General features: G+C 45.6%; 25 protein-coding genes. 18 read left to right on the forward strand and 7 right to left on the reverse strand.

Annotation, left to right across the window (positions count from 1 at the left end):
- The first annotated feature begins 109 nt into the window (after positions 1-109).
- From KE626_RS02180 to KE626_RS02255, 16 genes are all read left to right on the forward strand, one after another.
- The gene (locus tag KE626_RS02180; protein ID WP_346344326.1) at positions 110-1,384 is read left to right on the forward strand and encodes a c-type cytochrome; all 1,275 of its coding nucleotides are present in this window, start codon (positions 110-112) and stop codon (positions 1,382-1,384) included.
- Between the two features lie 71 nt (positions 1,385-1,455).
- Entirely contained in the window at positions 1,456-4,521 is a 3,066-nt protein-coding gene (locus tag KE626_RS02185; protein WP_211971240.1) for a TAT-variant-translocated molybdopterin oxidoreductase, read from the forward strand.
- 116 nt (positions 4,522-4,637) lie between these two features.
- Positions 4,638-6,074, forward strand: coding sequence for an NrfD/PsrC family molybdoenzyme membrane anchor subunit (gene nrfD, locus KE626_RS02190; RefSeq protein ID WP_211971241.1), 1,437 nt, complete (start codon positions 4,638-4,640; stop codon positions 6,072-6,074).
- Between the two features lie 48 nt (positions 6,075-6,122).
- Complete coding sequence (locus KE626_RS02195; protein WP_211971242.1) at positions 6,123-6,716, forward strand: DUF3341 domain-containing protein; 594 nt, start codon at positions 6,123-6,125, stop codon at positions 6,714-6,716.
- A gap of 83 nt (positions 6,717-6,799) precedes the next feature.
- Complete coding sequence (locus KE626_RS02200; RefSeq protein ID WP_211971243.1) at positions 6,800-7,399, forward strand: c-type cytochrome; 600 nt, start codon at positions 6,800-6,802, stop codon at positions 7,397-7,399.
- A 43-nt stretch (positions 7,400-7,442) separates the two neighbouring features.
- Positions 7,443-8,648 (forward strand): quinol:cytochrome C oxidoreductase, encoded by a 1,206-nt coding sequence (locus KE626_RS02205; protein WP_211971244.1) that lies wholly within the window; start codon positions 7,443-7,445, stop codon positions 8,646-8,648.
- Positions 8,649-8,710: 62 nt separating this feature from the next.
- Positions 8,711-9,751, forward strand: a complete 1,041-nt coding sequence (locus tag KE626_RS02210) for a cytochrome c oxidase subunit II (RefSeq protein WP_211971245.1) — start codon at positions 8,711-8,713, stop codon at positions 9,749-9,751.
- A 112-nt stretch (positions 9,752-9,863) separates the two neighbouring features.
- Positions 9,864-11,675: a cytochrome c oxidase subunit I gene (locus KE626_RS02215; protein WP_211971246.1), complete on the forward strand. Its 1,812-nt coding sequence runs from the start codon at positions 9,864-9,866 to the stop codon at positions 11,673-11,675.
- A 149-nt stretch (positions 11,676-11,824) separates the two neighbouring features.
- Positions 11,825-12,700: a heme o synthase gene (cyoE, locus tag KE626_RS02220; RefSeq protein ID WP_249207207.1), complete on the forward strand. Its 876-nt coding sequence runs from the start codon at positions 11,825-11,827 to the stop codon at positions 12,698-12,700.
- Positions 12,701-12,716: 16 nt separating this feature from the next.
- Positions 12,717-13,283, forward strand: a complete 567-nt coding sequence (locus KE626_RS02225) for a cytochrome c oxidase subunit 3 (RefSeq protein ID WP_211971248.1) — start codon at positions 12,717-12,719, stop codon at positions 13,281-13,283.
- Positions 13,284-13,310: 27 nt separating this feature from the next.
- Entirely contained in the window at positions 13,311-13,985 is a 675-nt protein-coding gene (locus KE626_RS02230) for a cytochrome c oxidase subunit 3 (protein WP_211971249.1), read from the forward strand.
- Between the two features lie 80 nt (positions 13,986-14,065).
- Positions 14,066-14,467, forward strand: coding sequence for a cytochrome C oxidase subunit IV family protein (locus tag KE626_RS02235; protein ID WP_211971250.1), 402 nt, complete (start codon positions 14,066-14,068; stop codon positions 14,465-14,467).
- 54 nt (positions 14,468-14,521) lie between these two features.
- The gene (locus KE626_RS02240) at positions 14,522-15,214 is read left to right on the forward strand and encodes an SCO family protein (RefSeq protein WP_211971251.1); all 693 of its coding nucleotides are present in this window, start codon (positions 14,522-14,524) and stop codon (positions 15,212-15,214) included.
- A 79-nt stretch (positions 15,215-15,293) separates the two neighbouring features.
- Positions 15,294-15,866 carry a DUF420 domain-containing protein gene (locus tag KE626_RS02245; protein WP_211971252.1) on the forward strand — a complete coding sequence of 191 codons (573 nt, stop codon included), beginning with the start codon at positions 15,294-15,296 and terminating at the stop codon, positions 15,864-15,866.
- Between the two features lie 61 nt (positions 15,867-15,927).
- Positions 15,928-16,143, forward strand: a complete 216-nt coding sequence (locus KE626_RS02250; protein WP_211971253.1) for a hypothetical protein — start codon at positions 15,928-15,930, stop codon at positions 16,141-16,143.
- Between the two features lie 28 nt (positions 16,144-16,171).
- Positions 16,172-16,645 (forward strand): GNAT family N-acetyltransferase, encoded by a 474-nt coding sequence (locus KE626_RS02255; protein WP_211971254.1) that lies wholly within the window; start codon positions 16,172-16,174, stop codon positions 16,643-16,645.
- A 4-nt stretch (positions 16,646-16,649) separates the two neighbouring features.
- Here the strand turns inward: KE626_RS02255 and KE626_RS02260 are convergent, their stop codons facing one another.
- From KE626_RS02260 to KE626_RS02270, 3 genes are all read right to left on the reverse strand, one after another.
- A complete protein-coding gene (locus KE626_RS02260; protein ID WP_211971255.1) occupies positions 16,650-17,261 on the reverse strand; it encodes a MarR family winged helix-turn-helix transcriptional regulator in 612 nt (203 codons plus the stop codon).
- Between the two features lie 104 nt (positions 17,262-17,365).
- The gene (locus tag KE626_RS02265) at positions 17,366-17,626 is read right to left on the reverse strand and encodes a DUF2024 family protein (protein ID WP_211971256.1); all 261 of its coding nucleotides are present in this window, start codon (positions 17,624-17,626) and stop codon (positions 17,366-17,368) included.
- Positions 17,627-17,661: 35 nt separating this feature from the next.
- Positions 17,662-18,240, reverse strand: a complete 579-nt coding sequence (locus KE626_RS02270) for a protoglobin domain-containing protein (RefSeq protein ID WP_211971257.1) — start codon at positions 18,238-18,240, stop codon at positions 17,662-17,664.
- A 180-nt stretch (positions 18,241-18,420) separates the two neighbouring features.
- Here KE626_RS02270 and KE626_RS02275 point away from each other — a divergent pair, with 180 nt between their 5' ends.
- Complete coding sequence (locus tag KE626_RS02275; RefSeq protein ID WP_211971258.1) at positions 18,421-19,704, forward strand: chloride channel protein; 1,284 nt, start codon at positions 18,421-18,423, stop codon at positions 19,702-19,704.
- Here KE626_RS02275 and KE626_RS02280 read toward each other — a convergent pair.
- From KE626_RS02280 to KE626_RS02295, 4 genes are all read right to left on the reverse strand, one after another.
- Positions 19,701-20,027 (reverse strand): DMT family transporter, encoded by a 327-nt coding sequence (locus KE626_RS02280; protein WP_211971259.1) that lies wholly within the window; start codon positions 20,025-20,027, stop codon positions 19,701-19,703. The genes KE626_RS02275 and KE626_RS02280 overlap by 4 nt on opposite strands.
- A 160-nt stretch (positions 20,028-20,187) precedes the next feature.
- Complete coding sequence (locus KE626_RS02285; protein ID WP_211971260.1) at positions 20,188-20,853, reverse strand: DNA alkylation repair protein; 666 nt, start codon at positions 20,851-20,853, stop codon at positions 20,188-20,190.
- Positions 20,854-21,762 carry a methylmalonyl Co-A mutase-associated GTPase MeaB gene (meaB, locus tag KE626_RS02290; protein WP_211971261.1) on the reverse strand — a complete coding sequence of 303 codons (909 nt, stop codon included), beginning with the start codon at positions 21,760-21,762 and terminating at the stop codon, positions 20,854-20,856.
- 9 nt (positions 21,763-21,771) lie between these two features.
- Positions 21,772-22,590, reverse strand: a complete 819-nt coding sequence (locus KE626_RS02295; RefSeq protein WP_211971262.1) for a glycosyltransferase family 2 protein — start codon at positions 22,588-22,590, stop codon at positions 21,772-21,774.
- Positions 22,591-22,728: 138 nt separating this feature from the next.
- Here KE626_RS02295 and KE626_RS02300 point away from each other — a divergent pair, with 138 nt between their 5' ends.
- Positions 22,729-23,364 carry an LON peptidase substrate-binding domain-containing protein gene (locus tag KE626_RS02300; protein ID WP_211971263.1) on the forward strand — a complete coding sequence of 212 codons (636 nt, stop codon included), beginning with the start codon at positions 22,729-22,731 and terminating at the stop codon, positions 23,362-23,364.
- Positions 23,365-23,368 lie beyond the last annotated feature (4 nt).

Here is a 23,368-nt window from a genome sequence, read left to right on the forward strand (position 1 = left end):
ATCTTATAAGACAATAATTTTTTTTAATTGTTGGTAAATTGTCAACATTCTGTCTTATTTTTGCTGGCACTTTTAAGAAACTTTAGGTCAAATCTAAACTATATAGGCTGTGTATCGTCGTGTTTCCATTCTTTTGCGCAAGCATTTTGTGAGTGTGCTTATTCTATGCGCTAGTATAGTAATTCCGTTTTCTTCTGTAAAGGCAGCGGATCCAGCGAAGGGTAAAGCATTATTCCAAACAAACTGTGCTTCCTGCCATAATGTCCATAAGAAGCTGACAGGTCCTGCATTAGCGGGAGTAGAAGGTCGCTGGGCCGATAAGAAATTATTGCACCAGTGGATCCATAACTCCGCATCAGTACTGGCTACAGGGGACAAATATGCCAATGACCTCTTCAACGAGTTCAATAAGACAGCGATGACCGCCTTCCCTCAGTTATCTAACGAGGAGATTGACGACATCCTGGCTTACATTAAAGTTGAAGAAGTAAAAACACCGGGTGGTGCTAAGACACCGGGTGGTGATACAGCTCCTGCCGGTGCTGAAAAAGGCAATGATAACAGCTTACTGTTTGGTATCATTACCCTGATCCTGGCAGTAGTAGCGCTGATCCTCATGCAAATCAACAGCAACCTGAATAAGCTGGCTGGTGATAAAGAAGGCGTTCCAACACCAGATCCCGTTCCTTTCTACAAAAACAAAGCTTACCTCGCACTGATCATCCTGGTGCTCTTCATGGTAGGCGGATATCTCACTATCCAGGGAGCTGTAGGATTGGGTCGTCAGAAAGACTACATGCCGGAGCAACCTATCTTCTACAGCCACAAGGTGCACGCCGGTATTAACCAGATCAACTGCTTATACTGCCACGCCGGTGCCGAGAAGAGCAAACACGCCATGATTCCTTCCGAAAATATCTGTATGAACTGTCACAAGGCCATTAAGGAATACTCCGGTCCTGAGCTGACAACTGCAGAAGGTAAGAAGGTAGACGGTACTGCAGAAATCGCGAAATTATACGATTACGTAGGCTGGGATCCTGAAGCTGGTAAATATACCAAGCCAGGTAAACCTATCGAATGGACCAAGATCCACAACCTGCCCGACCACGTTTACTTCAACCACTCCCAACACGTGGTTGCCGGTCAGCAGCAATGTCAAACCTGCCACGGTGCCATTACTGAAATGGATGAAGTACACCAGTTTGCTGACCTCTCTATGGGATGGTGCATCAACTGTCACCGTACTACCAAAGTGCAGTTCGCTGACAACAACTATTACAGCATCTTCGAAAAGCTTCATCAGGATATTAAAGATAAGAAGATCGACAGTGTAACAGTTGAAATGGTAGGTGGTACTGAATGTCAAAAATGTCACTACTAGGATGGATTTAGAGGGATACCCCCTCAGATCAGAAGATATCAAAATTTATAAACGTAACTCGTTAATATAACATGGAGCAAAAAAAGTATTGGAAAGGCTTGGAGGAGTTGCACAATACCGATGCGCATCAGGAAATTGTGAAGAACGAATTCAGTGAAGAACTGCCGTTCGAGAGTGAAGGCCTGTTGAATGCTACTACCCCCCGCAGGGATTTTCTTAAATATCTGGGCTTCACCACTGCTGCTGCCGCTATCGCTGCCAGCTGTGAAACCCCCGTTAAGAAAGCTATTCCGTATGTAAACAAACCGGAAGAAATTACCCCGGGCGTAGCCAATTATTATGCTTCTTCCTATTCCATTGATGGAGAATATGTACCGGTTGTGGTGAAAACCCGTGAAGGTCGTCCTATCAAACTGGAAGGAAATACTTTATCATCTATCACACAGGGGGCTACTTCTGCCAGAGTACAAGGAGCTGTATTGAGCCTGTATGATACTGCCCGTCTCCGTTTCCCCTCTATCGGCGGTACGGAAACTACCTGGGCAGAACTGGATAAACAAGTAGGTGCAGCACTGGCCGGATTAGGCGGTGCTCCTGTTGTTTTATTAAGCGCTACCTTACTCAGCCCCACTACCAAAAAGGTAATCGGCGAGTTCCTGGCTAAATATCCAAACTCACGCCACGTAGTATACGATGCAGTTTCATACTCTGGTATGCTGCAGGCAAACGAAGCAGCTTACGGTAAAAGAGTTATCCCGTCCTACCACTTTGAAAATGCCAAAGCGATAGTGAGTCTGGGAGCTGACTTTATCGGAACCTGGCTCAACCCTGTTGAATACGCCCGCCAGTTTGCTCAAACCCGTAAGATCAATGCGCAGAAACCCGAAATGTCTAAGCTTTTCGCGTTCGAAAGCCATATGAGCCTCACCGGTGCAAACGCAGACGAAAGATATACACACAAACCATCTGAATCCGGTGCCATCGCACTGGCACTGCTGGCAGCAGTAGGCGGCAGCGTAACCGCTCCTGCAATTGCTGACAAGCGTGTGGCAGACGGTATACAGAAAGCAGCGAAAGAACTGAAGGCTAACGCTGGTAAAGCACTGGTAGTTAGTGGTTCTAACGATGTAAATGTACAAACCATTGTAAACGCCATCAATAACATCATCGGCGCTAATGGTACTACTATCGATTTCGCATCCCCTTCCAACTACCGTCAGGGTATCGATAGCGATATGACCAAACTGGTAAGTGACATGAACGCAGGCAGCATCGGTGCTGTACTGGTACTGGGCACTAACCCGGTTTATGACTACTTCGAGTCAGCCAAATTCGCGGAAGGCCTGAAGAAAGTAAAACTCACCGTTTCCTTCAACGAAAGAAACGACGAAACAACTGAACTGTGTAAATATGTTGCGCCTGATCATCATTTCCTCGAAAGCTGGAATGATGCAGAAGGCAGAACAGGCTACTATAGCTTTGCGCAGCCTACTATCCTCCCACTGTTCAAAACACGCGCGGTACAGGATACTTTCCTCACCTGGGCTGGCAACACCACTGCCTGGGCTGATTACCTGAAAAACGAGTGGATCAGCAAACTGGGCGGACAGGAAGCATGGGATAAAGCATTACAGGATGGTGTGGTTGAACCAGCTGCTGCTCCTGCTTTAGGAGGTGCCTCTTTCGCCGGCGACATTGCTGGTGCGGCAGGTAAAATCAACAGTGGCAAGAAAGGTGGTAAACTGGAACTGGTACTGTACGAAAAAGTAGCGATCGGTAGCGGTAAACTGGCTAACAACCCCTGGTTACAGGAAATGCCGGATCCAATTACCCGCTCTACCTGGGGCAACTACGCTTGTATCTCCAACAAACTGGCTAAAACCTTCTCTACTCAGTTAGGTGATGACTACGAAATCAATGCTGAGAAGAAAGTACTGAAAGTAAAATCCAACGGTAAGGAAATTGAACTGCCATTGCTGATTGTTCCTGGTATGCACCCGGAAGTAATCGCTATCGCAGTAGGTTACGGCCGTGGTGAAAAAGTAGGAAGAGCTGCCGGTGGTATCGGTAAAAACGCTTATCCTTTTGTAAGCTTCAATGGTCAGACTTTTGACTACTTCACTACCGACGCATCTGTTGATGCTACCGGTACCAAAGAAATTGTTGCTTTAACACAAACACATAACAGCTACGAAGGCCGTCCTATCGTTAAAGAAACCACCCTGGAAGAGTTCATTAAGAACCCTAAGGAGGTGAACGAAGACAGGCTGGAGCTGAAGAAATTTGGTGCTGATTTCCGTAAGGATGCTACCCTGTATCCTAACTATAGCTATCCTGGTATCAAATGGGGCATGTCTATCGACCTGAACACCTGTTTCGGTTGCGGAGCGTGTACGATTGCCTGCCAGGCTGAAAACAACGTTTCTGTTGTAGGTCGCGAAGAAGTAGCAAAAGCGCACGAAATGCACTGGATCCGTATCGACCGTTACTTCAGCGGCGATGAGGAAAATCCGGAAGTAGTGTTCCAGCCAATGCTGTGTCAGCACTGCGATAACGCGCCTTGCGAAAACGTTTGTCCGGTTGGCGCTACCAACCACAGCTCTGAAGGTATTAACCAGATGGCTTACAACCGTTGTATCGGTACCCGTTACTGCGCAAACAACTGTCCTTATAAAGTACGTCGCCTCAACTGGAGAGACTGGAACGGTGCGGACAGCTTTGAAAACAACCTCTACGATGTGGCAGATATGAACGATAACCTCACCCGTATGGTGCTGAACCCTGACGTAGTGGTTCGTAGCCGTGGTGTGATGGAAAAATGTTCCTTCTGCGTACAACGTCTGCAGGAAGCTAAACTGGATGCGAAGAAAGCTGGTCACCCATTGAAAGATGGTGCTGCTAAAACCGCCTGCCAGCAAGCTTGTGGCGCTGATGCGATCGTATTCGGTAACATCAACGACAAGAACAGCGAAATCTATAAGATCCGCAACGAAATGCAGACCGACAGGTTGTATTATGTGTTGGAAGAAACACACGTACTGCCTTCTATCAGCTACCTGGCTAAGATCAGAAACAAGGATGCAGCTCCAAAGGCAGAGAAAGAATCTGCTCATAAGGAAGAAGCGCATCACGCGTAAGAGATCTTAACAGGAAATCGTTAGGAGATAAAGACAGAAAGAAGTTACAGAATCTGAGATCATAACAAAAGACAAGGGCTAGTAGCTAGAAGCTAGCAGCTAAAAGCTTATAGAATATGCATTTAAAATACGAATCCACACTGAGAGAACCTTTGGTAGACGGGGTTAAGGATTATCACCAGGTAACGGAAGATATCATTAGTCCCATTGAAGGGAAGCCTGGAACACTGTGGTATGTAGGCTTTTTCATCTCCCTGACACTGTTGGGCTTCGGCGCATTTTCAGTGTTCTGGCAGATCTATTTCGGTGTCGGAGTATGGAATCTGAACAAGACCATCGGTTGGGGTTGGGATATCACCAACTTCGTATGGTGGGTAGGTATTGGTCACGCCGGTACCCTGATCTCTGCGATCCTCCTGCTGTTCCGCCAGGGTTGGCGTACAGGGGTGAACCGTGCGGCAGAAGCGATGACGATCTTCGCGGTAATGTGCGCCGGCCAGTTCCCGATTATTCACATGGGTCGTGTATGGATGGCATTTTTCATCCTGCCTTACCCTAACACCCGCGGTCCGGTATGGGTTAACTTCAACTCTCCGCTCCTCTGGGACGTATTTGCGATCTCTACTTACTTTACCGTATCACTCCTGTTCTGGTACTCCGGTTTATTACCGGATTTCGCCAGCGTACGTGACAGAGCTAAAACCAAACTGCGCAAGCTGTTATATGGTGTAGCTGCTTTCGGATGGACCGGTTCTACCAAACACTGGCAACGTCATGAAGCACTGTCGCTGGTACTGGCAGGTTTGGCAACACCATTGGTACTGTCTGTACACACTATCGTATCTTTTGACTTTGCTACCTCTGTAATTCCTGGTTGGCATACTACCATCTTCCCTCCTTACTTCGTGGCGGGTGCGATCTTCTCCGGGTTTGCGATGGTACAAACACTGCTGATCATTACACGTAAAATATTACACCTGGAAGAATACATTACCCTGGGCCACATGGAAGCCATGAACAAGGTAATTGTACTGACCGGTTCTGTGGTTGGTTGTGCTTACCTGACTGAGTTATTCATGGCATGGTACGGCGCTAACCCTTACGAGTTCGCCACATTCTTTAAATACCGCGCTGCCGGCCCGCTGGGTTGGTCTTACTGGATCATGATGACCTGTAACGTAATCACTCCGCAGGTGTTCTGGTTCCGCAAAATGAGAAGAAGCGTAGCGGTAACTTTCGTTATGTCTATCATCGTAAACATCGGTATGTGGTTTGAGCGTTTCGTAATCATCTGTACTTCCCTGTACCGCGATTACCTGCCATCCAGCTGGGCTTACTATCGTCCATCCTGGCCTGAAGTAGGTTTCTACATGGGTACATTTGGTCTGTTCTTTACCTGCTATTTCCTGTTTGCTAAATACTTCCCTGTAATTGCACTGGCTGAAATCAAGTCAATTCTGAAAACTTCCGGTGAGAACTACAAAGAGAAAATGGTGGTGTACGAAGAAGAGCCGGCAGAGAAATTTGCACACGACGTAGCACACGCACACTAATAGACGAATCAAGAGAATTTATTACCTGGAATTTGAATTTTTAAATATATGGCTGTTAAAAAATTTGTTGTAGGCTTGTTTGACGATGAGGCAGTGTTGTTTCCGGCAGTAAAGAAAGTACGCACTGCAGGATACAAATTGCACGATGTATACACTCCTTTTCCTGTTCACGGCCTCGATCATGCAATGGGTTTAAGAGAAACCAGTCTGCACACAGCCGGTTTCATATATGGTATCACCGGTACTACTACCGCATTATCCTTCATGAGTTGGGTATTTAACGTAGACTGGCCGCTGAACATTGGTGGTAAACCACATTTCCCGTTGCCTGCATTTATTCCTATCACTTTTGAGCTGACCGTATTATTTGCAGCGGTAGGAATGGTGATGACTTTCTGTTATCTCTGCCAGCTGATGCCAGGTGTGAAGAAACACATTTTCCACCCCGGACAAACAGACGATAAGTTTGTAATGGTAATAGAGCTGACAGAAAAAACAAATGCGGAAGAAGTAAAGAGCTTCCTCGCTGCTGCCGGCGCTCAGGGTATCAATGAGCAAAAAGCAGAAGCAGGATGGTGGTTCGGAAGATATGATAAGGATGATGAACCTTATCTGCGTAAGATTCAGACTGCAAACGCTTAATTATAATAACAGCTAAAACATACAGTTGCGACATTAGGATTTGAGCAAGCAAGAACTAATGAAAGCTAGATAAATAATTTCTGATGAAAAGGACTTCCAACATATTGATTGTAGCCGCATTGGCAACTGGAGCTTTCCTGGCAGCCTGTAACAGAGGGGAGCATAACAGAAAGCCCGGCAGGATTTATATGCCAGACATGTACGAATCCCGTGCGTATGAATTTTATAGTGCTCGTTTGTCAGGCCTGAAGCCAGTGGAAGGAACAGTAAAAAGAGGTGAACTTTTGCCATATCATCTGAAAGAAGCTGATACGGCACTGGCTAATCTGGTGAAGAATCCATTAACTATTACGCCAACTGATCTTAAAGAAGGCGAACGTTTATTTAATATCTACTGTGGTATCTGTCATGGTACTGCTTTGGATGGTAATGGTCCTCTCTATAAAGATGGTACCGGACCTTTTTCTGCAGCTCCTGCTAATCTGATAGCCGGTGCAAAATCCGGTTACACAGAAGGTCGCCTGTTTCATGTAATGACCTACGGTTACAACATGATGGGTAGCTACGCCAGCCAGCTCGACAGGGCACAACGCTGGACGATTGCGGCTTATATCAGAAGCAAACAGCCAGGTGCTGCCGCCCCGACTGCTGCTCCTGCTAATGATAGCACTGCGGCTAAATAAATGAGTTAAACTGAATTTCAATCAAGTATTTTAATATACAGTAATGAAAGACCAATTTGTAGTACCGGCAAGATTAAAAAAGACCAGCTTCGTGTTAATGGGCGTGGGCTTGCTGACGTTATTGATCGGATTAATTGCGTTTCATGGTGAGAACGCGACACGGTTTTGGGCCGGTCTGTTGCAAAACAGCAGCTTCTTTTTGCTGATTACATTGGCGAGCACCTTCTTTATAGCTGCTACTACCCTGGCGCATGGGGGCTGGCAGATTGGTTTCCGCCGTGTACCTGAAGCTATTTCAATGGCCGTTCCTGTGCTGTCTGCCATTTTATTTGTAGTAGTAATGATCCTGGTGTTTGGTGGAAGAGATGATATCTACCACTGGGTAAATGCTCACCACGTAGCAGAAGATAAAATCCTGACCTGGAAATCCGCTTTCCTGAACAAAGGATTCTTTACAGTTGCTACCATCCTCACACTGGGCCTCTGGATATTCTTTACCCTGAAGCTTCGTAAAATGTCTATCGAAGAAGATGGATGGGATCTGCGCCCTGAAACAGGTCGTAAATTACTCTGGAGAAATACCGTTGTTTGCGGTGGTTTCCTCGTAGTTTTCACCCTCAGCGTTGGTTCTACCACCCCATGGATATGGTTAATGAGCATCGATGCACACTGGTTCTCTACCATGTACAGCTGGTACACTTTCGCCAGTACCTGGGTATCCGGTCTGGCACTGATAGCACTGTTTGTTGTATATCTCAAGAAACATGGTTATCTCTCTTATGTAACAGAAGAACACCTGCATGACCTGGGTAAATTCATGTTTGCCTTCAGCATCTTCTGGACTTACCTCTGGTTCTCCCAGTATATGCTGATCTGGTACGCCAACATGCCGGAAGAAACTGAATACTTCCAGCCACGTGTTTGGGGCCAGTGGAGACCAATTTTCTTCCTGAACCTCCTGATCAACTTTGTAACGCCGTTACTGTTCCTGATGAAAAGGGACACCAAACGTAATTATACTGCCATCGTATTCATCGCTATCGTGATCATCTTCGGTCACTGGCTGGATTTCTGGCAGATGGTTTCTCCAGGTACTGTTAAAACCCTGGTATTCCCCTGGTATGAATTCGGACTCGGACTTGGTTTTGTGGGACTGATCATTTTCCTGGTATCCAACCAGCTGACTAAAGCGGCACTGGTTCCGAAAAATCATCCTTACCTGAAAGAAAGTATCGTTCACCACACCTAACAGGTGATCAAGGAGATTAGGCAATAGAAAAGCATTAGATAACTTAATTATTTCATATAGCAATGTCAGGATTTTTAGCAGTCTTAGTTGTTGTTCTCATATTCATAGTCATCTTCCAGATTGCGAAGGCGAGCGAATATGTGTCCATATTGAAGGGAGAAAAGAAAGCGCGCGAGCAAAGTAACCGTATAAATGGTTTCCTGCTGATTGCATTCCTGGTGCTGGGGCTTATAGGAGTGTACTACTGTAACGATTTGCTGAAAGGCAAAATCCTGGGCGAATCTGCTTCAGAACAGGGAGAAGGCGTAGACACCCTCATTTATGTAACACTGGCCATCACCGGCGTGGTGTTCGTTCTTACCCAGATCGCTTTGTTCTGGTTCGCATTTAAATACCAGGAAAAAGAAGGCCGCAAAGCATTCTATTTTCCGCACAATAATAAACTGGAAGTTATCTGGACCGTTATTCCGGCCATCGCTTTAACCGTACTGGTAGCTTTTGGTTTGAAACACTGGTTCCAACTGACTTCCGATGCTCCAAAAGATGCAACAGTAGTAGAAGTTACCGGTAAACAATTTAACTGGATCTTTCGCTACCCTGGTAAAGATGGTCAGCTCGGTCGCCGCGACTTTAAAAATATTGACCCTACCGCTGGAAACGAATTAGGCCTGGACTGGAACGATCCGCTGAATAAGGACGATTTCATGCCTACCGAAGTACACCTGGTAGTGGGCAAACCGGTTAAATTTGTAATCGGCTCCCGCGATGTTATCCATGATGTTGGTTTACCTCACTTCCGTATGAAAATGGATGCGGTGCCAGGTATTCCTACAACACTCTGGTTTACGCCTAAGTTCACCACTAAACAAATGAAGGAAAAAACTGGTAACCCGGATTTCACATATGAAATTTCCTGCGATCAGATGTGTGGTAGCGGTCACTACTCCATGAGAGGGGTGATAGTAGTAGAAACTCAGGAAGAATACGACGCCTGGGTAGCTAAACAAAAATCTACTTACAGCCTGACACATGAAGCTGCTGCTCCTCCTGCAGGCGCTGCGGCAGACAGCACACAAAAAACCGTAGCTGCTAATATTAAGTAAGCTGTAATTTTGCGTAGAAGAATTTTTGACGGAGTACAATTAAAAACAATAAAGACAAACTGACAAACGACGATACTTCCCGGGCGTTAGTTTATAATAAACCGAACTGATTATGAGTAACGAAGCAACATTGCACAGTCAACAGGAGGTAATGCACGGAGCGCATGATCATCATGATCATGAGCACCACCATGAAGGCAGTTTCATATCGAAATATGTGTTCAGCATGGATCATAAAATGATCGCCAAACAATTCCTGATTACTGGTATCGTTTGGGCTATCATTGGTGCTTTCTTCTCTGTGCTGTTCCGTTTGCAACTTGGTTTTCCAGATGCTACTTTCCCCTGGCTGGAAAGCATCCTGGGTCATTGGGCGAAAGGTGGCCGTATTTCGGCGGAAGCTTATTATGCATTGGTAACGATGCATGGTACCATCCTTGTATTCTTTGTATTAACTGCCGGTTTGAGCGGTACCTTCTCTAACCTGCTGATTCCTTTGCAGGTGGGTGCGCGTGATATGGCCTCTCCTTTCATGAACTGTCTGAGCTACTGGTTCTTCTTCCTGGCCAGCCTGGTAATGATGGCATCCCTGTTTGTACAAACAGGCCCTGCTTCCGGAGGTTGGACAATGTATCCGCCATTAAGCGCCCTGGGAGATGCTTCTATCGGTTCTAAAGTAGGTGTGGATTTGTGGTTAACCAGTATGGCACTGTTTGTTGTTTCTCAGTTGCTGGGTGGTTTGAACTATATCTCTACGCTCCTGAATATGCGTACCAAAGGTATGGCGATGACTAAAATGCCGTTGACTATCTGGTCATTCTTCTTCACCGCTGTATTGGGCGTACTGTCTTTCCCTGTATTGCTGTCAGGCTTCATCCTGCTGCTGATGGATCGTCACGCTGGCACCAGCTTCTACCTGTCCGATATCTTTATCGCCGGGAAAGCCCTGGCAAACGAAGGCGGTAGCGCTATCCTCTATCAACATTTATTCTGGTTCTTAGGTCACCCTGAGGTATATATTATCATCCTCCCTGCAATGGGTATGGTATCTGAAGTATTGGCGGTGAGCGCACGCAAACCTATCTTCGGTTACCTCGCGATGATCGGTTCCCTGTTCGCTATCTGTATCCTGGCCTTCCTGGTTTGGGCGCACCACATGTTCGTAACAGGTCTGAACCCGTTCCTGGGTGCATTCTTCGTACTCTTAACCTTATTGATCGCGGTTCCGTCTGCTATCAAGGTATTTAACTGGATCACTACTATCTGGAAAGGTAATATCAACTTTACACCTGCTTCCCTGTTCTCTATCGGTTTTGTGAGCACTTTCATCTCCGGTGGTTTAACAGGTATCTGGTTGGGTAACTCTTCTATCGATATTCACCTGCATGATACCATGTTTGTGATCGCCCACTTCCACATTGTAATGGGTGTATCTGCATTCTTCGGTATGTTTGCCGGTATCTATCACTGGTTCCCTAAAATGTATGGCCGCTTTATGAACCAAACCATTGGTTATATCCACTTCTGGGTAACCATGATTGGTGCTTACCTGATCTTCTGGCCTATGCACTACGAAGGTATGGCGGGTATGCCAAGAAGATACTATGATGTATCCGGCTGGGCTTCCTTCAAACAGTTTGGTGGTCTGAACGAATTCATCACGATTGTGGTAATCCTGGTATTTGCGGTACAGCTTCTGTTTGTGTTCAACTTCTTCTACAGCATTTTCAAAGGTAGAAAGATGACCACCCAGAACCCATGGAACGCTACTACCCTGGAATGGACTACACCAATCCACGCCGGTCACGGTAACTGGCCTGGCGAAATTCCTGAAGTTTACCGTTGGGCTTATGACTATAGCAAGGATGGAAGAGATTTCATTCCGCAGACTGAGCCAATTGGACCTAATGAATCAGCGCACTAAGATATAGTTCAGGGTTCCGGCAGGAAGAAGCCTTTCAGATGAAAAATCTTCCTTCCGGAACTTTGTTCCCTGTGATGTTTGTAAATTTGTTCCGGACTTAAAACCGGAATGTGGCTAGAAAAAAAATGTTGCAAGAAAACTCCATAAAATTGTCGTCATCATACGCCGTAGCCAGTAAGGCGAAGGACTACTCTCAGCTGATGAAGTTCAATCTCACCTTTATGGTGGTATTTTCGTCGGTAGTGGGTTATCTGCTGGTACCTGGTGTGGAGTTTAACTTAATAAAAGTTCTTTTATTATTTGCCGGTGGTTTGCTGGTTTCCGGATCTGCCAATACCATCAACCAGATTTGGGAGAAGAATACTGATAAGCTGATGGCCCGCACCGCCGTTCGTCCCCTGCCCTCCGGGCGCATGAACGAAGGCGAAGCGATTACGCTGGCAGTAGTAACCGGGGTAGCAGGTATCCTGATTATGGGATATTGCTTTAACTGGTTGGCTGGCACCCTGAGCCTGATTTCCCTGGTGTTGTACGGATTTGTATATACGCCCTGGAAAAAATGGAATTCACTTGCCGTACTGGTAGGTGCTATTCCAGGTGCAATGCCGCCAATCATTGGTTGGGCTGCAGGCGCCAATAACCTGGCAGAAGGTGGCTGGTCTCTGTTTGCTATTCAGTTTCTCTGGCAATTCCCGCATTTCTGGGCCATCGCCTGGATTGCGTATAAAGATTATGCAAGAGCAGGTTTCAAATTGTTACCGGGCAGCGGAGAACCCAACAAGTACACCGCCATACAGGCAGCTATGTACACCTTGTTGCTGATTCCTGCCGGCGTAGCGCCGTACCTGTTGAAAATCACGGGCAGTATTTCTGCCATAGTGGCTATTCTTGCAGGTATCTTCTTCCTGTACAGGGCTATTAACCTGTATAGGAAAAATGATGTTCCGGCAGCGCGTAAGCTCATGTTCGGATCTTATATTTATCTGACTATTGTTCAGCTGGCACAACTGCTGGATAAAGCATAAAAAGAAAAGAGGAGTGATGGATACTATGACACTGGAACAACGTAAGAAAATACATCCGCATAAATATTCCCTATGGATTGCCATGGGTAGCATTACTATGATGTTTATCGGGTTTACCAGTGCTTACATTGTTAAAAGATCACAGGCAAATTGGCTGGCATTTGAACTGCCGCATATTTTCTGGTTATCCACTGCTATCATTTTAACAAGCAGCTTAACAGTTCACCTGGCTTTAAAGCAGTTTAAAGAAAGGAACATGCAACGCTACAAACAGCTGATCACACTTACAGCTATCCTGGGTGTGGCGTTTGCAGTGTGTCAATGGATCGGTTTTTCTCAGATGAAAAATATGGGACTGCCCCTCAACGGGCCTGTTTCCGCTTCTTTTATTTATGTAATCGTAGGAGTGCACATGCTGCACGTGCTGGGTGGTGTAGTAGCACTGCTCATTATGTTTGGCAGGGCTTACAGAACCCGTGTACGAACCTATAGCCCGGTACCCATTGAAGTGGCCGCAACTTACTGGCATTTTGTGGATGTATTGTGGATTTACCTGTTAATTTTTTTAAGTATCGCCAGATAAACTTTGTAAAATTTTATAAAACTAACAATGGATACAGCAGTTACAGCGAAGAAAAAATGGTGGGCCGGAGGATATTCTCCCTTTAATGTGAGCTATGGCAAGTTGATGATGTGGTACTTCCTGATGTCAGATGCGTTCACTTTCGGCGCATTATTGATAGCATATGGTACCATCCGGTTTTCCAGCCCATCCTGGCCTGATCCGAATGAAGTCTTCAAATCATTCCCTGGCATGGGCCATGCCGAATTGCCGTTGATGTTTGTGAGCTTAATGACTTTCATTCTCATCATGAGTTCTGTAACCATGGTACTGGCAGTACATGCCGGTCACATGAGAGATAAAAAAGCCGTGGCCAAATGGCTGATGTGGACCATCGTTGGTGGTATCGCCTTCCTGAGCTGCCAGGCCTGGGAATGGACACACCTGTATCATGAAGGTGCATGGTGGGGCCGCAATCCTTTCATTAACGTGGACGGTACACAGGCTTCTACTAACTTTACCAACTTCTTCTTTACCATCACTGGTTTCCACGGTTTACACGTAACCTCCGGTGTTGTACTGAATATCGTTATCCTCGCTAACGTACTGAAAGGTACTTACGAGCACAGAGGCCACTATGAAATGGTGGAAAAAGTAGGTCTCTACTGGCACTTTGTAGATCTGGTTTGGGTATTTGTATTCACCTGCTTCTACCTGCTGTGATCATCAACAGGTAGCATTATACAAGGTTTGTCATAATTATTTGGAATCTGAATTTTTCGAATTTATTAATTTAAAGAATAATGGAGCATACACATACTGCGGCAGGGCATGAAAGTGCACATAGTGATTCATCTACTAAATCAATCTGGAGAACGTTCTGGATCCTGTTGTGTATCACATTGGTGGAAGTAGGTCTGGCGTTCTTACACCTGGAATACGGTTTCCTCCCAAGAGTAATGTTGAACGCAATCTTTATCGGTCTTACCCTGGTAAAAGCTTTCTATATCGTTGCTGAATTCATGCACTTAGGTCATGAAATCAAAAACCTGATCATGACCATACTAATTCCGTTGCTGTTATTTGTATGGTTTATTATCGCCTTCCTTTATGAAGGAGATTCCTGGAAAAATATGCGGAAAGACCTGAAACCAGGTACTCCGGTAGAAACACCAAAGATTGGACCAGCTGAAAAGCATCATTAATTTCATCGATAAATTGTAAGGATCATCACTCGCAGGGCTTTATTAGGAGTATCATTGGCTATACTGGTGCCGCTTATAGGTTATCTCGTTGTAGATCACTATGGAAAGAATGTAGTGCCGGTTCCGGGTTACTTCGTCCCTGAAAGAGTAGATACCGTCTCTGAAAATGGTAAAGTATCTTACGATACCGTTTTTCATAAGATCCGCGACTTCCACCTGACTAACCAATTAGGAGAACAGGTGAGTTTGAAGGACATGGAAGGAAAAGTATTACTGGTTGATTTCTTTTTTACTTCCTGCCCAAGTATCTGTCCTACTTTAACAAAAAACCTGAAAAAGGTTCAGAGCGCCTACGTAAAGAACGATTCTTTGCTGCAGATACTCTCTTTTTCAGTAGACCCGGAAAGGGATACGGTAGACAAGCTGCGTAAATATGCTTATGACTACCAGATCAATCCCGATAACTGGTGGCTGCTGACCGGTAGTAAAAAAGAAATCTATGACCTCGCCAGAAACGACTTTTTTGTTTCTGTGACAAAAGGAGACGGCGGGCCAGACGACTTTATACACACCGAAAAGCTGGTGCTGATCGACAAAAACGGAAATATCAGGGGATACTACGATGGCCTGGATTCCAATGCCGTAAAAAGATGCGCAGGCGATATCGCCATACTGCATCTGGCAAAGGAAAGACACCGGCCGGGTTTTGGGGCCTTTCTCAAAAAACTGTTCTCCGGAGAGAAGTAGCATACATAATTTTATGTGAGAGGTGAATAGGGAAAAGGTGTTCACCTTTCTTTATTCACCTTTTTTTATTAGAGCAGATATGGAATTTAAAGATAGAAATCTCAATACGCCCATTACCATTGTATCGATTGCGATCCCCGCACTGGTAGCGTTATTGTTTGTTTTACCCAAGCCGGATATGCACCCTGGTTTTGATATCAGGATATTACCGCTGTTCCATGCGATCCTGAATACAGCTACGGCTGTACTGTTACTGGCCAGCCTGTATTTCATCAAAAATGGCCATGTAAAGGCGCATAAAACCACTAACCTGGTGGCGGTGGCACTATCTGCGGTTTTCCTGCTTTCATACGTAACATACCATTCCCTGGCGCCTGAAACGCGCTTTGGCGATATTGACCACAACGGTGTGCTCGATGCTGCAGAAAAAGGAGTGCTGGGTGGCATACGTTATCTGTACTATTTCCTTTTACTGACCCATATTGTATTGGCAGGCATTATTGTGCCCCTGGTGCTTTTTACCCTGCTGCGCGGGTTCCAGAACGATATTCCCCGTCACCGTAAAATTGCCCGTATTACCTGGCCTATCTGGTTTTATGTGGCCGTTACCGGCGTGATCGTTTATATCATGATTTCCCCTTACTACCATTGATATATTTAGCAGATTTTTTTGGGAGAGATAGCCTAATTTTGTCTGATCAAATGATAATACTATGAAGAAGGCAGGTTTGTTATTGCTGACAGGTGTTTTAATGATGATGAGCGGATCTGTAATGGCACAGTGTTCACTGTGTACCAAAACGGCGCAGCAGCTGGGCGAAGGTCCGGCGAAAGGCCTGAATAACGGTATCCTGATGTTGGCTTTAACTCCGCTTGCAATTATTGGATTCCTGGCCTTCCGTTGGTGGAAGAGCAATAAGGAAGCCTGATAAATAAATTCGAACAACCCAAAAAACTATGATTACCTACAGAAAGGCGGATATAAACGATATCCCGCAGTTGGTGCATCTGCGGCTGCAGTTTCTGAAAGAAATTTACCCTAAGGCAGATACTTCCCAGGATGTAGTATTGCAGGATCATCTCAGGGTCTACTTAAAAGAACATCTTTCCCAAAATACCTTTGTAAACTGGTTTGCCGAAGCAGAAGGCAGGGTAGTGGCCAGTGCCGGCATCGTTTTTTACAACCAGCCGCCACTGTACCACAACCTTGAAGGCAAAGTTGCCTATATCCTGAATGTGTATACGCTCCCCGCTTTCCGGCGTAAAGGCATTGCAAAAGCTTTAATGCAAAAACTAATGGCAGAGGCAAAAGCACGTAATACCGGTAAGGTAAGCTTACATACCAGTCAGGATGGACGCTTGTTGTACGAACAATTAGGGTTTGCGGCAGGAGATAATGAAATGACCTGCCAGCTACCACGCATACAATAACACCCTACTCTTCTTCCCGAAGTTCAAATACAGGGCAATCGATCCTTAAACCACCATTGTTCAGGGAGATTTTCAACTTGTTACAATAGTAGCCCTTTTTTTCGCCAAGGCAACCGCAGTTAAAGCACATTGGCTGGGTGGAAATCACCTCTTGCTGGTTAAGCTGGTAGATCAGCTGCATCAGTTGTTCCAGTAACCCGTTCTGCTCTTTGGCAGGCAGCAGGTCCACTGTATCCTGTAACGGATTTGCAAACTGCTCTACTTTTTTAGCAACCGCCCGTCCCTCCTTTACAAGGTGCAAGGTGTGGCTACGGGTGTCTGTAGCGCTTGCCTTACGGGTCAGGTACTGCTTTTGCTCCAATGATTTCACTGCATCACTGATGGTGGCCTTGGTCATATTGAAATACGATGCCAAAGTTGTAACAGTTCGTTTCTCCTCCGGGTAGTGCAGTAAAAAGGTAAGCACCTGAATCTGTATGGGACTAAGCCCATACTGGGTGGCCTCCTGCCATAATAGTACGCGGAAGGCTTCTGATAATCGCTCCAGGGAGGCCACTACTTTACTAGATGTGTTTTCTGCCTGCTGTGCGGGGCTGAATGTGGAAACTTTCCCCATATTTTCTTGCTGTCCTTAATAGTTAGTTAGTGGGGCAAGGTACAATATAAATATATGGCGGGAAATAGCATATTAGTGACATTCCTTGTGGAAACACCTTTTTTTTAATGACATCCCTCCAGTTCATGAATATAGTAGCCCTTCTGCCGGATCTGTTCCTGCCACCGCGGTATTATTTCAGTAATATGACAGAAACGGCAATCTTTCTGCGAAACCATCAGGCCCCTTTCCCTTTTGGATTGCAAATAGTCATTGCCAAATATGAGCACTTCCTCAAAACAGGTCTCCTTGGTAACTATAATGTCGAAATGCAGGAACTTCCCATCTTTCTTTTTAACATACGTGTCGAAAACAGCGACTTCCATAGTGTATACTTTTGCAACTAACGTAAACGGTTATATTAAAAAGGAAGCTGCCGGGTTTCAGGATATACCCATAACAGTACACTGAAACTGATGGCCTTAAACCAGGCCTGTTGCATACGCTCTACGTCTTCCCCGGGATGCCCGTACCTGTCCAGGTAAGGCCTGCCTGCTTCAGAAACCGGGTAAATGAAAGTAGATAAGTACCGCAGGTATACCATCGGCAATGGCTCCAGTTCACTGGCAGATCCCGGTGTCAGGTGCAGCTGCTCAGCAATCCGTTCTTCAAACTGCCACCAGCTCTTCCCCTCCTGCCGGGTACAGAGACCAGTGATCCATTGACGGAAATGAGGACGCAGCGTTTCCAGATAACTTGCGTCGGGGGTACCGTCCCGCGTAAAATAGTAAGCGAGATAATCGTTCTTTAGAATAAAGTCATACCAGTTATTTAATATATCCTCTGTATGAGCCACCAGTATATTACCAGCCATTATCAGATAGTGCTCGTCTTCATTGGTGAATAGCAGCATCCTTTTCAGTCTGACTAATGTTTGGGCATCCGGTGGGTATTGGGGGTTTTCAGAGCCAGCTGTGCCATGCCGCATAGCATCGTTCATAGATTTTGATTTAGATTCCTTTACGGATTGGTTATTACAAATATAATAAGGTTGCCTAACTAAAAAAATTATATCAGGGCGTATATTCCTTTGCGTTAGTATTTATATATTAATATAATTTTATTTGCGATTGTAAACCGAACACAATAGCTTTGGAACTCCTGAGTATAACCACACTGTATGATTAATTTATTGTACGATATCAATAGAAAAGGTCTCCCACCGGTACCCGTTACTGATGATAACACGGCACCCGCTGCATCCGCTGCATGGCCCCGCAGTTTATATATATCCTTACTGGCAATGATTACAGCGGCTTCAGGTGTTGCCGCCGGCTGGCTCATCAGTCATATAATACCGGCTATCATGTCGCTGCTGTATAATGGACAACTGCAGCCGGAAGCAAATGGGGTAGAAAATGATGAACTAGGCATCTGGATCATATTTATACCGGTAGCGGGCGCCCTGTTGCTCACCTGGCTTGGCAGGTACGCTTCTCCTTTTCTCCAGGCATCAGGACTTGCAGTGGCTATCGGCGCCGGCGCCCCCATGGGAGCAGAAAGCCCGGCCATGATATTTACCGGCGCCCTCGGCAACTGGCTGGGAAAAATATTCCGCTGCTCTCCGGCAGAGTGTTACATTCTTTTGGTGGCCGGCATCACCAGCACCTTAGGCGGTATCTTCGGCGCCCCGGTAGCCGCGATATTCCTGGCCATCGAAATATTTTTTTCAGCTTATACACTCGCAGGTTTACTACCTGTAATATGTGCAGCCGTTATAGCCGGCACAGGCAGTTACCTGATCCGGGGAACCAATCCGCTATATAGCATGGATCCGGTACCAGGTGTAAACGGGAATGCAATACTGGCCTACCTGGCTGTAGGTCTTCTTATAGGATTATGGGCAAGACTATTTACAAAACTGTTCCGCGTGGTAGAGAAATGGTTTGGAAAGCTAACAATGAAAAGCCGATGGTACCTGCTGCTGTCTGCCATACTGGTAGGCGGCTGCAGCTATGTTTCCACGAAGGTGCCTGGAACAGGAAGTTATTATATTAATGACCTGCTGCATGCGCATGTAACACTGGCGATTTTGTTTGGATTGGCGATCATGAAACTGCTGGCATGGCTTTTTTTCTCCGGCGCTTATAAAACCGGCACCGGTATTACGCCTCTGCTGATTGCCGGCGGGGCGGGAAGTTTGTTGCTCGGTGTATTGATCCAGTTACTGTTCCCCTCACTCATTGTGCATACCGGCATATTGGTATTGGCCGGTATGGGAGCCATGCTGGCCGGCACTTCCCGGGCTGTGTTAACGGCCGTGGTACTGTCACTGGAGTTAACCCACGATATACATACAGCATTGCCTGTAGCAGGCGCCTGTATTATGGCGTACAGTATATCATCGCTTCGCATAAAAAAGCGCAAGGCAACTAAATACCTTGCGCCCGTACCGGAACTTTAATCGTGAGCGGATACAAACTTCAATCCTATAATAGATCCTATCAGGAGTGCGAGGAAGAATATGCGCCACAGGGCAGCCGGTTCTTTAAAAAACAGCATGCCGGCAATAGCAGTACCTGCTGCACCAATACCAGTCCACACTGCATAGGAAGTGCCGATAGGAAGCCCGCTGTTAATAGCTTTGTTAAGAAAAAAGAAACTCAGACTGATACACACAACAAAGCTGACGGAAGGCCACAATCTGGAAAAGTTCTCGGAATACTTTAATGAAATAGTAAAACCTATTTCAAACAGTCCACCAATGACAAGGAGTAACCAAGGCATAATACTGAATTTAGAAAGTAAGAAAAAGAAAAAATATATTGGATATAAAGGGCATGACATGCCTATGCTCCGGGGATCAGAGACCGTAATTAAACACCGCGTAGGTGATAGATATGCCGAATGAAGTAAAACGCATGCGGCGAAGGTAGGCAAAAATTATTTAATCAATTCTTTTGAGTGCCTCTCTCCTGCTTAATGGCGCCAGCGTATGACTGTCAACAAATGCGCGTACGCTGCCAGGATTAGTTTTAGAGTATTCCCGCAACGCCCAGCCAATGGCCTTCTGTATAAAAAATTCTTTGGAGTGCGCATGCTGCCTGATATACCGGAATAAAAGCTGTTCGTTGGTATGTTGCTTATAAGCATTCTGAAATATGATTGCGGAGCGCTGCAGCCACATATCATCACTGTTGATCCAGCTATTGGTGATGGCGGGTTGCGCTGTGCTGAATTTTTTTAGCCAGGGGCCCGCCAGAAATGATACTACATTATCTACGCTATCCCACCACGATTTGTGCGTAATCATGTATTCAAAGAGATGTATATCTGCTGCTGTCCATTCCTTGCGTAGCTGCTGCATCAGATCGATGGCCGCGTGTTGGTATTCACGTTCCGGTTTTTTCCATAATGCCTTTATGAGTGCGGGCATATCTGCTGCTGCCGGCAAACCGTGCTGTGCTTTAATCGTGGCGTTGATATAACGTCGGTCAGGGGTTTTAATGCCCAGGTGCTCAAACTGATCCCGCAGATATCGCTTCATAGCGATCGCATTGTCTGCGTTTGCTGCTGCGGTGTAAGCATTGGTAACCAAAGTAAGATAACGCATTTATGCCTGGCTTTTGGTGCTTATATAACGGTAAAGGTTAAACGTTTTTTTCTGCAGCAGCTGTTGGATTTCCTGTTGCAGTTCCTGTTTCACGATATGCTTCATTCGCCGGTGTTGTATCAGTTGCCAGGCTCTTTCAGCCAGCAGTTGTATATGCCTTTGCTGCTGATGGGAAATAGCTTTATGATGTGAGGCTATAGCATCGATAATGTCGTGCATGCCTTCCTGCCTGGTAGCTATTGATTTGATGACAGGTATTTCCCAGTCGCCATGATGCTTGCTGTGCGCCAGCAGGCGAAGATTTTTCACAAAAATATCTGCATTATCTCTGTCTGCCTTATTTACAATAAAGATGTCGGCAATTTCCATCAAACCGGCTTTCATGGTTTGTATTTCATCGCCGGCTTCCGGTACTACTACTACAATGGTGGTATCTGCTACGCCGGCAATTTCCACTTCACTTTGTCCTACTCCTACTGTTTCAATGAACAGGTAATCAAAGCCGGCAGCTTTGATAAGGTCGCTTACTTCTATGATTTTAGGGCTTAATCCACCTAAAGCGCCTCTGCTGGCCATAGAGCGGATAAATACCTGAGGGTGATTGAAATGCTGACTCATCCTGATCCGGTCGCCAAGGAGTGCGCCGAAATTAAATGGAGAAGAAGGGTCTACTGCAATGATGGCTACACTTTTCTGTTGTTCCAGCAAGTCGGTGATCAATGCGTTTACAAGTGTACTTTTACCCGCGCCGGGAGGGCCGGTAATGCCTACCACCCTGGTGTGGTTGCTGACTGGAAGCTGTTCCAGCAGCTGTTCGTAACCCACTGCCTCATTTTCCACCAAAGAAATGCAACGGGCCAGCGACTTAATATTTTTACCCGCCAATCCGTCTATTAATGATTGGTACATGCCCACACTTTATTGAACTAAATATTCGCGTATTCCTTTATCTGCCGATATTTTTTTGCTGAGAAGTGCCGCATTCATCAGTAATATATTCTCGTCTTCCTTATTGCGGGAGCGTTCCATGTGATATAAATGGTAAGCAATGCCTCTCAGCTTAATGAATTTTTTCTGCACACCGGCATTCTGCAGGCGTACCGCTATGTCGTTGTCTTCCATTCCCCATCCGATAAAATTTTCATCGTAACCATTTACCAGGATGAGGTCCTTTCTCCAGAACGACATGTTACATCCTTTTACATAGTATTTGGACTTACCGTTGATCTTGTATTTTTTGGCCAAAAAGTTTGAAATAGGCGGGATACGTAAGGCGTTAAATAAATGACTGAATGGTACTGAGGTATAGTTTACAGACGGATGCGGATCATTGAATATCCGCTGGGTGGTGCGGGCCGATAATACTGCCCTGCTGCCTGCAATAAAATAACCCTCTTCCGCCAATGTCATATGATCTTCTACAAAGTGTTTGTCGAGGATGAGGTCGCCATCTATCTGGATAATATAGTCGCAGGTCGATTGCGCAATACCTTTATTCCTGATCTGAGCAAGCCGGAACCCGATATCCTCCTGCCATACGTGAATAATAGGTACCGGGAAATCTTTTTTGAATTCGTCGATTAGTGCCCTGGTTTCTTCTTTTGAACCGTCATCCGCAATGATAACCTCTGTTGGGTACAGTGTTTGACTTCTGATGCTGTTAAGACATAAATCCAAGGCCGCAGGCCAGTTATAAGTAGAAATCAACAGTGATATTGTGCGGGTGGTAGTCAGCATGTTTACGAATAAGTAATAATGTTATTTATAAAGGTATCCCTTTTATTTAATATATAGGTGCTAAGCCACTATTAACTGCTTTTAGCTATGTAGTTGGCAGATGATTTTTTAACTTTATCAAAATACGGCTAATTTAAGATGACAAACTTTATTTCCATATTTCCGCTTGGAATTGTAGTGTATCCGGGAGAACAATTAAACCTTCATGTGTTTGAACCCCGGTACAAACAATTAATCAGTGCATGTATAGCTGAACAAAAGCCGTTTGGTATTCCTGTTGTAATAAATAAAAAAATAATGGAATATGGAACACTGGTGCAAATAAAAAAGGTAGAAAAAATATATGATTCCGGGGAAATGGACATTGTGACCACCGGCGACAGTGTTTTCAGAATCCTGGAACAGGTAACCGACATTCCTGATAAATTATATGCCGGCGCCATCGTAAATTATCCTGAAAATAATGAAGAGGGCCATTCCCGGCTGCTCCAGGAGGTATTGCATGGGGTCCGGGAGCTGCATGCCATTCTCCAGATTCATAAATCCTTCAAAAAGGAAGACCAGGAACTACTGTCGTACGACCTGGCCCATCACGCCGGGCTATCCCTCGACGAGGAATATGAAATGCTCCACCTCTTTTATGAAGCCCAGCGCCTCGAATACCTGAAACGCCACCTGCATAAGGTAATTCCGATGATGGCAGAGATGGAAAGGCTGAAAGAGCGGGTGATGCTGAACGGACACTTCAGAAACTTATCTGCCGACAATTTATAGTTTT

Origin of the sequence: Chitinophaga hostae, assembly GCF_018224885.1 — a bacterium.
GTDB lineage: Bacteria > Bacteroidota > Bacteroidia > Chitinophagales > Chitinophagaceae > Chitinophaga > Chitinophaga hostae.